Below are 12,848 nucleotides of genomic sequence, written 5' to 3'. Positions count from 1 at the left end.
CATGAAATATTATATCATAGCTGGTGAAGCTTCTGGAGATCTTCATGCTTCCAATTTGATGCAGGCCATACAAGAGAAAGACCCCTCTGCAGACTTTAGATTTTGGGGAGGCGATCTCATGCAGGAGGTTGGGGGAACGCTGGTCAAACACTACAGAGAACTTGCTTTTATGGGATTTTGGGAAGTGATTACCAATCTTAAAACCATCCTGAATAATATCAAACTTTGCAAAGCAGACATTTCTGAATTTCAACCCGATGCGATCATTTTTGTGGATTATCCTGGTTTTAATATGCGGATTGCCAAATGGGCCAAAGAGCAGGGTTTTGCTACGCATTACTATGTATCACCTCAGATCTGGGCATGGAAAGAAAATAGAATAAAGGATATAAAAAGGGATGTTGACCATATGTACGTCATTCTTCCTTTCGAAAAGGAGTTTTATGAAGAAAAGCACAACTTTAAGGTCCACTTTGTGGGCCACCCCCTTTTAGATCAAATTGAAAAACGCAAAGAAATCAGTTTTCAGGAGTTTAAAAACAGGTATCAACTAGATGATAGACCTATCATAGCTCTGTTACCAGGAAGTCGAAAACAGGAAATTTCTAAAATGCTTTCGGTCATGCTCTCAGTAGTTCGCGAGTATCCCACGTATCAATTCGTGATTGCGGGAGCGCCAAGCCAGGAGGAAGAATTTTATAAGTCAGTTGTATTGAAGTCAGAAGTAAAATTGATTCAAAATGACACCTACAATCTCTTAAGTAAATCTCATGCGGCGCTGGTTACTTCGGGGACGGCAACTCTGGAAACGGCTTTGTTTGAAGTACCAGAAGTGGTATGCTATAAAGGAAATTTGATATCGTATTTGATCGCGAAACAAATTGTGAAATTGGATTATATCTCACTGGTCAACTTGATTATGAATAGGGAGGTGGTGAAGGAATTGATTCAAAATGAATTCACATCTAAACACCTGAAATTGGAGCTGGATAAAATTTTGGATTCTGCCAAAAGAGAGAAATTGCTTTCAGACTACAAAGACTTGAAAACAAAACTCGGCGGAGTGGGAGCAAGTCGCCGAACCGCCGAGCTGATTGTAAGTAGTTTTGACACAAAGAATCCTGAGTAAATTTCAGTTTTACCTCTCCTTTGGAGAGATCAGATTTATGAAATAAATCTGGATGAGTATAAATGTGGGTGGGGCTTCTACCCGTTATAAGCGACAACGTTGCCTATTTTTCCCTGCATCATTTCTTTAAGCATGGTTTCGATGCCGTTTTTCAGTGTGATCGTTGAAGAAGGACAACCGCTACATGCGCCCTGAAGAATAACTTCTACATCTTTAGATTCAGTATTATAAGATTTGAACACAATATTCCCGCCATCACTTGCCACTGCTGGCTTGACGTATTCTTCCAAAATCTGTACGATTTCTTTGGAGATATCATCAAGATTTGACGTGTCAATTTTTGGAGAAGACGAGGATTCAGATTTCTCTGTGGAAACAGAACCCGTTTTTAGAATAGGGCCACCTTCTTCTATATAAGCTTTTATAAAGCCTCGTAATTCGTTGGTAATCATGTCCCACTCTGCCATGTCATACTTATTGATAGAGATGTAATTCTCATCCATAAACACCTCTTTCACGAAGGGGAAATGAAATAGTTTTTGTGCCAAAGGTGAACGGTCTGCATCATCTATGGTTTTAAATTCTGCCGACTCCAAGACCAATTTTTTATTGGCAACAAACTTCATCACAGATGGGTTTGGTGTGCTTTCTGCATAAACAGTTACTGGTACTTTTTTGGCAGATTTGGCTTCTTCCTCGTTCACGACTGCACCACCTTCATTCAGATGTTTGAGCAGTTGTTCTGCTACTTCTCCCTGCACCTCTTCCCATTCTACAATATTGTATTTTTCAATGGCAATAAAATTTTGTGAGATGTAAACCGTCTTCACAAATGGTAAGTAAAATAATTGAGAAGCTATAGGAGACTTGGCTGCTTCTTCAATATTATGGTATTCGTAACCTTTCTGTTTAGTTAAAAATTCATTGAATTCAAACTTCAGTATAGAAGGCTTATTGGTTGATTTTATTTCTACGCTATATGTCGACATAATCCATCTTTTTTTGCAAAATTACAAAACATTAGTTTAGAATTGATCTAATTGAGTTTCTATTAGGAAATGTCTTTTGTTTATTTAATTCTTAAAAATTTTAAGAAATCATACAATTGCAACTCATAAAGGGAGAAATAAATTTATATTTGACAGCATTTTAAATTTTAGAACTACCTTTTGAACGCCTCTAGTTTTTACAACTCCCTATTGAAGCTCTTTGCAATTGTCATTTTATGTTTTGCAATGTTTTCTTCTAGCTTATCCTACACTCAAAGTCTTAGTTTACCAATTTACTCAGATTACCTGACGGATAATTATTATTTGGTACATCCTTCTATGGCAGGAGCGTCCAATTTTAATAAAGCTAGACTTACAGCACGTCAACAATGGTTTGATGTAGACAATGCACCAAGTTTGCAGACTTTAAGTTTGAACGGCCGGGTGAACGATAAAGTGGGGCTAGGGGGTATTTTTTATAACGATGCTAACGGCAGATTTTCACAGCAAGGTGCTTTGGCGACCTTTGCCTACCACCTCATGTTTTCAAGGTCTACAGCAGATATTAATCAGCTTTCTTTTGGACTGAGCGCTGGCGTTGTCCAGGACCGTTTGGATCAAACTGGTCTTAATACTATCGGCAATCCCGATCCAGCTATTAATGGCGGACAGCAATCTGAAACGCTTTTCAATGTTGATATTGGCGTATCCTATTTCTTTTTGAATTTTTTCACTCATGTTACCTTTAAAAATCTGTTGCCCCAGCAGCGGCGTGTTTTTTCTGAAGTGTTTGAAACTCAAAATCAAAGACAATACTTAGCCTCTGTAGGTTATACGATCGCACCACTGGAGTCGCGTTGGATTTTTGAGCCTTCAGTATTTTTTCAGCATAGAGAAGCTCTGAATCAGTCTAATATTGATTTTAATGCAAAAGCTTATTATCAGCTGAACGTTGGCCAGGTTTGGGGAGGTGTTTCTTACAGAAGAGCTTTGGATGGAATCGACTTTACAGCTCCAGGGGATGAGACGCAATCGCAAAACTTGCAATACATTTCGCCATTTATTGGATTCAATTATAACAGATTCATGGTTGCATATACCTATTCTCATCAAGCTTTTTCGGAAGTTATTTCCACCAGTGGATTTCATCAAATCACCTTAGGCTATGATTTTGGAAAAAACCGAAAGCGTCACAAATGTAACTGTCCAGCAGTTAACTATTAAAAGTTTTTTCTATTTACGCTTAAGTTTGGAATCCCTTTGATCAGTTGTTTGATATGAACAACATTATCAACATTTGTAAAAATTTCTACTTTGCCTTTTTTTGTTGATGGGTTCTCTAAGTGATTTTCTTTTAGTACGTGTTGAGTCTGCTTTGCAACTGCTCTTCCAGAATCTATAATTTTCACATGAGCAGGAAGAAGTTTTTTAAGTTGCGGAACAATATAAGGGAAGTGTGTGCAGCCAAGAACTAAATAATCTATGTCTTCGTCTATAAATGGTTGGATTTGTTTTTTTAATTCTTCCACAAAACCATCATCAGAGGTCCATCCACCCTCTACAGCTTCCACAATGCCTTTGCCTATAACTTCTATAACATCAATTCCACTTGCAAATGTTTCTGAGGTCTGTTTGAATAGCTCGCTGCTTAGCGTTCCCTTGGTTGCTAGAACACCAATTCGTTTCACCTCAGAATTTAGTGCTGCAGGTTTTATGGCGGGTTCTATTCCTATAAATGGAAGTTGGTAATGCGATCTTAAATACGAAATAGCATTTGTAGTTGCTGTATTGCAGGCGACTACTATGATTTTGGCCTTCATGCTTAAAGCCAGCTCGGTGTTTTTTATGCTTAGATCGATGATTTCTGCAGGACTCCTTACTCCATAGGGTGCATTTTGACTATCTGCTAAATAGACGAAATTTTCATGAGGTAACAACTCAGCTATTTCTTTTAGAATAGAGGTGCCACCTACTCCAGAATCAAATAAAACTATTGGTTGATTACACATGATAAATAAAAAAGACCATCACAAAGATGGTCTTTTTGTATGAATTTTAAAGTAAATACAATTACTCTCCTATAGCTGCTTTGGCATCATCCATAAGATTATAACCATCTGCCATCAAGACTCCTGCACCAAGAGAAGAATCTAGTACGTAGTCATAACCTTTTTCTCTGGCTACATCTTGAATGACCTGTCTGGCTCTCTCAAGAACTGGTCTCATCAATTCTTCCTGTTTTTTCTGAAGATCTTCAGAGGCTGTTTGTCTATACTCTTGGATAGATTGTTGCATTTCCTGAAGTTCCATAGCTCTTGTTTGGTTTTCTTCTTCAGTTTTAGTTCCAGCTTCTCTCTGGTAACGCTCATTGGTCTTTTGAGCCTCTTTCAATAAATCGTCAATTTCCTTACGATAGGTCTTTTCACGTTGATCCAGCTCAGTCATTGCAGATTTATAACTTGGCAAATTTTGTACAAACTCCTGTGAGTTGATGTGTGCAATTTTAGATTGTGCATTAGTGGTAGCCATCAATCCAAAAGACAATACCAATGCTATTACAATTGTTTTTAAAGTTCTCATTTTTTAATTTTTAGTTTAGTGATTATAATTAATTATTTTCTCTTGCGTTTTTAATAGAGTCTCTTTCTCTTTGTCGTTCTTCTCTTTGTTTTAAAATTCTAGCTCTTCGCTCTTCAAATTCTTTTTGCCTGGCATCTCTTAAAGAATCTCGTTTTCTTTGGCGTTCATCTATAAGGGCTTCTCTGGCATTTTTTTGTTCTTCCTCTTTGAGCTCTTTTTCTACTTTTTTTGTTTCTTCTTCCTCCGCCTTTTCTACAGACTTATAGTCTTCCATTTCTTCAATTACATTTGGAGAATCTTTTTCTCCCCCACCTCTGGAATTTCTATTGATCAATTTCAAAATGACATCACTAAGATCGTGCCGTCTTGCCGAAAACAAAAGTAAAGCATCCGCAGAGTTTTCAAAAATAAAATCATAACCTCTGTTATCTCCTATCTCCTGAATGGCATTAAATATCTGATCCTGAATAGGTTGAATCAATTGTCTTTTTTGTACTATAAAATCTCCAGACACTCCAAAGCGTTTATTCCTATATTCCAGCAATTGAGACTCAAGATAACTTATTTCATCTTCCATATCTTGAATAAGATCTGCTGTAAGGAGTGGTCTTTCGTTTTCTAACTCTGCTTTTAGGTCTTCAATTTCATTCTGTTTGCTCTCGATTTCTGTTCTCCATTGCTGAGCTTTGGAATCCAATTGGCTAGAGGCTTGCCTATATTCTGGAAGATTATCCAAAATATAATCCATATCTACATAAGCAATTTTTAAACCTCCTTGACCTACAGCAGTCAAGGTGAAGAAACTAAGAACTAAAACATAATTAAATAATTTCATAATACATTATGATTAAAAACCATGCCACTTTTAAAATTGTTGACCAATTATAAAGTGAGTTTCCCAGCCATTAGCTCCTGTATTGGATCCTGGAATGGGATCAAATCCGTATCCAAAATCAATACCTAGCAAGCCAAAGGCTGGCATGAAAATACGCAATCCAGCACCTGCAGATCGACTCATTTCAAAAGGAGTGAAATCCTTAAACTGATCGAACGTAGCACCACCTTCTAAGAAAGCAAGACCATATATAGAGGCTGTTGGTTTCAAAGTGATTGGGTATCTCAATTCCATGGTATATTTATTATAAATAGAAGCACCGTCGTTGAAACTTTCTTCACCACCTACACTCCTTGTTCTAGGAAGTATCGACTGGTTAGGGTAACCTCTTAAAGCAACAATCTCACGTCCGTCCAGTGCAAAACCTGCAAGACCATCACCTCCTAAGAAGAATCTTTCAAAAGGTGGAATACCTCTGTCGTTGTTATAGGCTCCTAAAAATCCATACTCAAACCTTGTTCTTAAAACTAATTTATCAAACAAATTATTATACCAGTCACCACTAAATTTTACTTTGTAAAATTCTAACCAGTTGAATCTCTGCTGATCAATTTCAGCTAAAGCTTCAGAATCATTGTTTGCTAAAGCTTCATTCCTGTCTTCTCGAAGACCTGCATAATCTACATCATTAAAGGCTGAATACGGTAGAGTGAATTTAACAGAAAAGTCAAACTCCGACCCGCCCATTGGGAAAATGGGGTTGGTAAACGTATTGTTTCTGTTCAATCCAACTGTGAATGATAAGTTATTGGAAGTACCATTAGGGAACCTAAACAAACCGATGTTATAATTATTGAGCTGGAAATTTTGATAACCCACAGAGGTTGAAAGTGTAAAGTTTTGATCGGGCTCTCTTAATCTTTTGGCAAAACCTACATTGATACCAGAAATAGTGAAGCTACGGTCGTTATCTGCCCTTCTCGTTAAAGGGTTGAACAAGAATTGAATGGTCTGAGAAAGCGATACAGAGAGTTGTACAGGTTTTTTACCACCCAACCACGGTTCTACGAAAGATAAGCTATAGTTCTGGAAAGCTATACTTGCTTGTGCTCTAAGCGAAAGTGATTGTCCATCGCCCATTGGAACTGGTTTGTAGGCTTCTTTATTGAAAATATTTTTGATTGAAAAGTTGTTGAATCTCAGTCCTAATGTACCGATGAAACCACCGCCACCATAACCACCTTGTAGTTCAATCTGGCTACTTCCTTGTTCTTCTACAACATAATGCAAATCCAGAGTTCCAGATTGAGGGTCTACATTTTCAAACTTTGGCTCAAGATTTTCTGCATTGAAAAATCCAAGCTGACCAAGTTCACGAATGGTGCTCATTACGTCCTGCTTACTATATTGTTGTCCAGGACGTGTTCTTAGATTTCTAAAGATGACATTGTCATTGGTTTTGTCATTTCCTGTAACTGTAATTTCGTTAAAATAAGCAATTTTGCCTTCATTTATTCTGATCTCAAAGTCAATGGTATCGTTATAAATTCTTGTTTCAACAGGGGTGATGTTTGAAAATAGATAACCGCTGTTTTGATATAAGTTGGTGATATCATCAGCATCTGGCTTTTCATTATTGGCTATTTTACTCTGAAGGATAGTCCCGTTATAAGGGTCTCCTTTACGAATTCCCATCAATTGCTTGAGTTGTGAATCGGTATAAGCAGAATTTCCCAAGAACTCAATATCACCAAAGTAGTAACGTCTGCCTTCTCTTACCTGGAGATCTATAGCGATATCAGTATCAGAATTTACAGTTACAGAGTCTTTTACTATTCTAGCATCTCTATATCCTTTTTCTTTGAATTTTTTAACAATTCTTTCTTTGTCAGCCTCATATTCATCTTCAATAAACTTCGAGCGTTTCCAAAATCTTAAGAAGAATTTTTCCTTGGTTTTCTTCATCATGCGCTTCACTCTCCAGTCTGAGAATTCCTCATTGCCTTCAATATTGATAGAGCTGATTTTTACTTTATCACCGCGTTCAATGTTTACTGTCATATCCACCAGGTTGTCTGTAGAGGTTGTATCTACAACAGGAGTGGTATTGATTTTTGCTTTGGCGTTCAAGTATCCTTTTTCTCTATACTTATCTTCAATATTATTACGAAGATTAATGACAAAGTTTTCGGTTACTTTCGTATTTCTTTGAAGCTTGTTGTCTTTTATGATTTCAGATCGTTTTCTCTTTTTTATGCCTCTTACTTTGACCTCGTTAAGCTTAGGGACTTCAACAATTTCCAATTGAAGGTCTGCCGTATTCCCATCAACATTTTTAAGGTAGAAATTAATATCACTGAAAAGTCCAAGATCCCAGAGCTTTTTTAAAACCTTGCTGATTTTCTCACCAGGTATGTAAATCTCTTCACCTTTTTTGAGGCCTGTAAATGCGATGACTGTTTGCTCATTATAACTGGAAGATCCTATGACTTCGATGTCTCCGAGGGTATATTTTTTACCAGCTGCTTCCTGAGGGGAATTTTGAGCGCTTGCAAATGCACTGAGTAGTATAAGGGCCAGAACTGATATATACTTTGTTGTTCTAGCAAACAATAAGGTGTACTTAGAGTTGTTCACTTGTTTTTCCAAATCTTCTTTCTCTTTTTTGGTATTCGTAAATTGCTTCAAAAAGGTTTTCTTTTCTGAAATCAGGCCAAAGAACATCTGTAAAATACAATTCTGCATAGGCCATCTGCCAGAGTAAAAAATTACTGATACGTTGCTCACCGCTGGTACGTATCATCATATCTACATCTGGTAAATTTTGGGTGTAAAGATGCTTATTTATTGTAGATTCATCAATAGTTTCTGAATCAATTATATTATTTTTTACCTTCTCACTTATTTCTTTTACCACATGGATCAGTTCTTCTCTGGAGCCATAGCTTAAAGCAAGGGTGAGCGTCATGTGGTCGTTGTGCGCAGTTTTATCAATAACTTCTTTTAATTCCTTCCTGGCTTTTGGAGGTAAATTGGCTATGCATCCTATAGCCTGTAGCTTTATTTTGTTATCCTGTAAGGTTTTGATTTCTTCTTTAAGGGAAGAAACAAGTAGCTTCATGAGGGTTTGAACTTCCAGTTTTGGTCGTTTCCAGTTTTCAGTAGAAAAAGCGTACAATGTCAAGTTCTCAACGCCCAATTCTGCACAACCTTCTACGGTTTCACGCACGGCTTTGGTCCCTTTTTCATGACCTCTTACGCGCATTAAACCTTGGTTTTTTGCCCAGCGCCCATTGCCATCCATTATGATGGCGATGTGCTTTGGTAACCTTTCTACTATGATGTTTGACTTAAAATCCATTTACTAAAAATTGCAGTAACAAGGCTTACGACCGAAGGTGTAAGTAAGCGTTATTCCTGTAAATATGTACCAATCGTTCATATTTGAATTGCCAAAGGTAGGATAATTTGTTTGACTGTTTATTTCATCTGGAGCACTTCCGTCCAAATTATCTGTAAAGGTATAACGAGCTCCAAACTCTGCAGCTAGTATCCAATGTCTGCTCAACGTGCCCTTGACTCCGAAAACAAGTGGAATTGCAAAATTGAAAGTGGATTCTCCTTCAACCAGCTCATTGTTTTCAACATAAAATTCATTTGTGAAAAAATAAGTTGGTCCAGTATATATGTATGGTGTGAAAAGTGGCCTCTTAAGTTCGTGTAAATCCCATTCAAAAAAATTGAATTCCAGTCCTAAAGATAATTCAGTAAGTGAAGTTTCAAAGGCATAGCCTCTGTTGATTCTCCTTGGTTCATCAGATCTTCTATCGTCGTCAAATGTATTTATGCGCATGGCACTAAATCGAAAAGCATGCCGTGGACTTCGGTTCCATTTCAAAATAGCTCCATAAGATATCTTATCTCTGCTTAGGTAATCTCTAGGTTTTGTAAAGGATGCTGAGCCTACATCACCTACAAAATTAGTCCCGCCAAGCATTAAACCCGCTTCGTAAGTTTGTGCCGATGAAAACTGAAGTCCCAAACAAAAAGAGATGACACCGAATATATATCTCATAGAGTTTCAAAAGTTTGCAAATATATAAATATTGAATGCAATGGTTTGTGTTTTCATTATTTTGTAATCTAAAAACACGTTTAAGCCTGTTTTATTGTTTCAGTTCCGCTTATCTTGGCCCCAAAGTAACTTCTTCCTTAGGGTCGTGATAAAACTGTCATTGTGTAACCAAACTAGCTTTATGTTGAAATCTGCTTTTTTAATTCTTACAATAGTGTCTTTATCAAGGCTGGCAAGCCTCGAATCCAGAGAAAGTAAATATTGATTTTCTCTCCCTGAAATTTTTAATTTGATTTCAAGATGGTCTGGAATTACTAAAGGCCTGGCATTCAGATTGTGAGGGGCAATAGGTGTGATTATAAAACTTTTGGTTTGCGGAGTTACTATGGGGCCACCACAACTCAGAGAGTAACCTGTTGAACCTGTTGGAGTTGAAATAATAATTCCGTCTGACCAGTAGGAATTTAAAAACTCATCGTCTAGCCAGGTTTCAATGGTTATCATAGAAGTGGTTTCTTTTCTGCTAATGGATACATCATTGAGAGCAAATGAAAATTCACCAAGTGTCTTTTCGTCAGTATCTAATTTTACCTCCAGTAAAGAACGCTCCGATATTTTGTAATGACCATTTAGAATGTCTTCTATGCTTTTCTTGATTTCGTCTTTATGCACAGTAGCCAAAAATCCCAGCCGACCCGTATTTATGCCAATGATTGGAATATTCAGGTTTTTTACAAATTTGGCCGCAGACAAAATGGTTCCATCTCCACCAATGGTGAAAAACAAGTCAAAAGATTCATCAAGTGTTTCAAAGGTTGTAACCTCCCTTAAATTCTCTACTGAATTTTCTTTTTGTAACAACTTAAAGTAGTCTTTCTCTATGATGACTTTAACACTATGTGTGTTTAATACATCCAGTAACTGAATGAGGTATTTTTCAGTTTCAGGATAGAAAGATTGACCAAATATGGCGACTTTATTTACCATAGTTTTTTCTAGATATCTAAATATTTGTTGAGATAATCTGAGTGTTCTTTGAGATCCTCGGCAAACAAATCTTCAGGATGCTCACTGGCAATTTGGTAGTCGTAACGTCTGAAGGTTTGTAGAATTTCGTTGATGCCCTGGTGTTCGACTTTTACTGTGACTTCTATCGTTTCCTTAGAAAGTTGGCTTACATACATTCCTGAAACGCGGGCATTCAAGGTTTCAATAAGCTGAGCAACTTCACTAAAAGCAAACTTGGTCCTTTCTTTTCTCAAAACCATCACCTCGCCTTCATTTGCGACAAAAGGACTTTCTCCAAAAAGATCCAGCACATCCTCAAGCTTCATCACACCCACATACTTTTTAGTATCGTCTAAAATAGGCAATAAGTTCGTCTGGTGATTTGCAAATTCATGAATAAGGTCCAGATTGGTTTTGTGTGTTTCCACATAAAATACTTCTAGCAGATACTTATACTCCGAAAGGACTGTCGTAGGGTCAAGATCTATAAGGTCATCAATATTAATACTGCCTTTAAAAACCTCTTTTTTGAAAACAGGAAGGTGGTTAAATTTACAGGCTTTGAACGCTGATTTAATTTCTGAAATTGTATTCGATACCTGAACAGGCTGTAAAGTTTGGTCTATAAAATTCTGCCAAATCATAAGATGATCTTTTCATGCAAAATACACAAAATACAAGCAAAGTCTCACTTTTGATTGTATTTTTGTTTAAAAAGTAACAATGATACGACTTAGTGTTAATATTAATAAAATTGCGACTTTGCGAAATGCAAGAGGGGGGAATACCCCCAATGTGGTTGAAGCTGCAAAACGTTTAGAATCTTTTGGAGCTCAGGGAATAACCGTTCACCCAAGACCAGATGAAAGACACATTCGCTATGCTGATGTGAGAGAACTTTCAGGGGTAGTATCAACAGAATTTAATATTGAGGGTAACCCAAATCAAAAATTCATCGATCTTGTTTTGGAAGTAACGCCTGCGCAGGTCACCTTGGTTCCAGATGCAGAAGATGTGCTTACATCCAATTCTGGCTGGGATACTATCAAACACAAAGACTTTTTGAAAGGAGTGATTGCCAACTTCAAGGCACATGGCATCAGAACTTCAATTTTTGTTGATCCTGAAGTTGAAATGATTCAGGGTGCTGCAGAAGTAGGTGCAGATAGAATTGAATTGTATACAGAATCTTATGCTCAGGGGTATATTGAAGACAGAGTAAAAGCGATTCAGCCCTACATTATTTGTGCAGAAGAAGCAAAAAAACTAGGTCTAGGTATCAATGCTGGACATGACTTATCTCTGGATAATATTGAATTTTTTGCTCAGAAGATTCCATTTGCAGATGAAGTATCCATAGGACATGCCCTTATTTCTGAAGCACTTTACGAGGGTCTGGAGCCTGTTGTAAAATTATACTTGAAAAAATTAAGTTAGATGAAATTGCATTCAAAAATAAAAGGAGAAGGTCAACCACTCATTATTCTTCATGGGTTTTTAGGAATGGGAGATAACTGGAAAACATTGGCAAATTCTTATGCCAAAGAAGGTTTTGAAGTGCACCTTGTTGACCAAAGGAACCATGGGAGAAGTCCTCACGATGAAGCCTTTAGTTATGATCTTTTGGCAGAGGATATAAAGCAATATCTTCAAGATAAAGGTCTGGATTTCGCCTCTATCATAGGTCACTCGATGGGAGGGAAAACCGCTATGAGGTTTGCGACATTATATCCAGAACAGGTTGATAAGCTTATTATTGTTGACATCGCTCCAAAATATTATGCACCACATCACCAGCAAATTTTAGAAGGATTGACTAAGGTTTCAGAAGCCAAACTTACCTCCAGAACAGATGCAGATGAGTTATTGTCCAAGTATCTTTCAGAAAAGCCAATCCGACAGTTTTTATTGAAAAACCTGTATTGGAAAACTCAGGAAGAGCTCAGTCTTAGAATAAATCTGGAAGCTTTAAAACAAAATATTGAAGAAGTTGGAAAAGGGTTACCTCAAGATGCTGCATACTCTGGAGAAACTTTATTTATAAAAGGGGAGAATTCTGACTATATACAAGAAAGTGATGCAGATGATATAGCTTCTCATTTTCAAAGTTTTGAAATTCAGACAATTAAAGGTGCTGGGCATTGGGTGCACGCCGAAAAGCGAAACGCATTTTACGAGCTTAGTATAAAGCATCTTCACTCTTAAACTGAAATAAATTTAATATGCATGCAT

General features: G+C 37.1%; 13 protein-coding genes. 4 read left to right on the top strand and 9 right to left on the bottom strand.

From position 1 onward, the window contains the following. Nucleotide 1 precedes the first annotated feature (1 nt). Nucleotides 2-1,129: a lipid-A-disaccharide synthase gene (gene lpxB, locus LB454_RS11345; protein WP_224464789.1), complete on the top strand. Its 1,128-nt coding sequence runs from the start codon at nucleotides 2-4 to the stop codon at nucleotides 1,127-1,129. Between the two features lie 77 nt (nucleotides 1,130-1,206). On the opposite strand, the gene LB454_RS11340 is transcribed toward lpxB, so the two are convergent. Further along, the gene (locus tag LB454_RS11340) at nucleotides 1,207-2,118 is read right to left on the bottom strand and encodes a NifU family protein (RefSeq protein ID WP_224464788.1); all 912 of its coding nucleotides are present in this window, start codon (nucleotides 2,116-2,118) and stop codon (nucleotides 1,207-1,209) included. Nucleotides 2,119-2,343: 225 nt separating this feature from the next. Between LB454_RS11340 and LB454_RS11335 the strand changes: the two genes are divergently transcribed. Further along, nucleotides 2,344-3,342: a PorP/SprF family type IX secretion system membrane protein gene (locus tag LB454_RS11335; RefSeq protein WP_407692593.1), complete on the top strand. Its 999-nt coding sequence runs from the start codon at nucleotides 2,344-2,346 to the stop codon at nucleotides 3,340-3,342. On the opposite strand, the gene murI is transcribed toward LB454_RS11335, so the two are convergent. From murI to LB454_RS11295, 8 genes are all read right to left on the bottom strand, one after another. Further along, nucleotides 3,339-4,127 (bottom strand): glutamate racemase, encoded by a 789-nt coding sequence (gene murI, locus LB454_RS11330; protein WP_224464786.1) that lies wholly within the window; start codon nucleotides 4,125-4,127, stop codon nucleotides 3,339-3,341. The genes LB454_RS11335 and murI overlap by 4 nt on opposite strands. 61 nt (nucleotides 4,128-4,188) lie before the next feature. Further along, nucleotides 4,189-4,698, bottom strand: a complete 510-nt coding sequence (locus LB454_RS11325) for an OmpH family outer membrane protein (RefSeq protein ID WP_224464785.1) — start codon at nucleotides 4,696-4,698, stop codon at nucleotides 4,189-4,191. 28 nt (nucleotides 4,699-4,726) lie between these two features. Beyond that, nucleotides 4,727-5,533 carry an OmpH family outer membrane protein gene (locus tag LB454_RS11320; protein WP_224464784.1) on the bottom strand — a complete coding sequence of 269 codons (807 nt, stop codon included), beginning with the start codon at nucleotides 5,531-5,533 and terminating at the stop codon, nucleotides 4,727-4,729. Nucleotides 5,534-5,563: 30 nt separating this feature from the next. Beyond that, entirely contained in the window at nucleotides 5,564-8,221 is a 2,658-nt protein-coding gene (locus tag LB454_RS11315) for a BamA/OMP85 family outer membrane protein (RefSeq protein WP_224464783.1), read from the bottom strand. Continuing rightward, entirely contained in the window at nucleotides 8,157-8,894 is a 738-nt protein-coding gene (locus LB454_RS11310) for an isoprenyl transferase (protein WP_224464782.1), read from the bottom strand. The genes LB454_RS11315 and LB454_RS11310 overlap by 65 nt, the downstream gene beginning before the upstream one ends. A gap of 3 nt (nucleotides 8,895-8,897) precedes the next feature. Further along, nucleotides 8,898-9,608, bottom strand: coding sequence for a type IX secretion system protein PorG (gene porG / locus LB454_RS11305; RefSeq protein ID WP_224464781.1), 711 nt, complete (start codon nucleotides 9,606-9,608; stop codon nucleotides 8,898-8,900). Between the two features lie 99 nt (nucleotides 9,609-9,707). After that, complete coding sequence (locus tag LB454_RS11300; RefSeq protein WP_224464780.1) at nucleotides 9,708-10,595, bottom strand: NAD kinase; 888 nt, start codon at nucleotides 10,593-10,595, stop codon at nucleotides 9,708-9,710. Between the two features lie 8 nt (nucleotides 10,596-10,603). After that, a complete protein-coding gene (locus tag LB454_RS11295) occupies nucleotides 10,604-11,260 on the bottom strand; it encodes a CBS domain-containing protein (protein WP_224464779.1) in 657 nt (218 codons plus the stop codon). A 79-nt stretch (nucleotides 11,261-11,339) separates the two neighbouring features. On the opposite strand from LB454_RS11295, the gene LB454_RS11290 reads away from it, so the two are divergent. Beyond that, the gene (locus tag LB454_RS11290) at nucleotides 11,340-12,053 is read left to right on the top strand and encodes a pyridoxine 5'-phosphate synthase (RefSeq protein ID WP_224464778.1); all 714 of its coding nucleotides are present in this window, start codon (nucleotides 11,340-11,342) and stop codon (nucleotides 12,051-12,053) included. Beyond that, complete coding sequence (locus LB454_RS11285; RefSeq protein WP_224464777.1) at nucleotides 12,054-12,821, top strand: alpha/beta fold hydrolase; 768 nt, start codon at nucleotides 12,054-12,056, stop codon at nucleotides 12,819-12,821. It abuts the gene before it with no gap. The last annotated feature ends 27 nt before the right edge of the window (nucleotides 12,822-12,848 follow it).

This window comes from Psychroflexus montanilacus (assembly GCF_020164535.1).
Lineage (GTDB): Bacteria > Bacteroidota > Bacteroidia > Flavobacteriales > Flavobacteriaceae > Psychroflexus > Psychroflexus montanilacus.
This window is presented reverse-complemented; position numbering and strand designations above follow the sequence as displayed.

Coding starts and splice junctions, on each gene's coding strand:
- LB454_RS11320 (WP_224464784.1), bottom strand. CDS start 5,533: ATGAAATTATTTAATTATGTTTTAGTTCTTAGTTTCTTCACCTTGACT.
- LB454_RS11310 (WP_224464782.1), bottom strand. CDS start 8,894: ATGGATTTTAAGTCAAACATCATAGTAGAAAGGTTACCAAAGCACATC.
- porG (WP_224464781.1), bottom strand. CDS start 9,608: ATGAGATATATATTCGGTGTCATCTCTTTTTGTTTGGGACTTCAGTTT.
- LB454_RS11340 (WP_224464788.1), bottom strand. CDS start 2,118: ATGTCGACATATAGCGTAGAAATAAAATCAACCAATAAGCCTTCTATA.
- lpxB (WP_224464789.1), top strand. CDS start 2: ATGAAATATTATATCATAGCTGGTGAAGCTTCTGGAGATCTTCATGCT.
- LB454_RS11295 (WP_224464779.1), bottom strand. CDS start 11,260: ATGATTTGGCAGAATTTTATAGACCAAACTTTACAGCCTGTTCAGGTA.
- LB454_RS11300 (WP_224464780.1), bottom strand. CDS start 10,595: ATGGTAAATAAAGTCGCCATATTTGGTCAATCTTTCTATCCTGAAACT.
- LB454_RS11290 (WP_224464778.1), top strand. CDS start 11,340: ATGATACGACTTAGTGTTAATATTAATAAAATTGCGACTTTGCGAAAT.
- LB454_RS11285 (WP_224464777.1), top strand. CDS start 12,054: ATGAAATTGCATTCAAAAATAAAAGGAGAAGGTCAACCACTCATTATT.
- LB454_RS11325 (WP_224464785.1), bottom strand. CDS start 4,698: ATGAGAACTTTAAAAACAATTGTAATAGCATTGGTATTGTCTTTTGGA.
- murI (WP_224464786.1), bottom strand. CDS start 4,127: ATGTGTAATCAACCAATAGTTTTATTTGATTCTGGAGTAGGTGGCACC.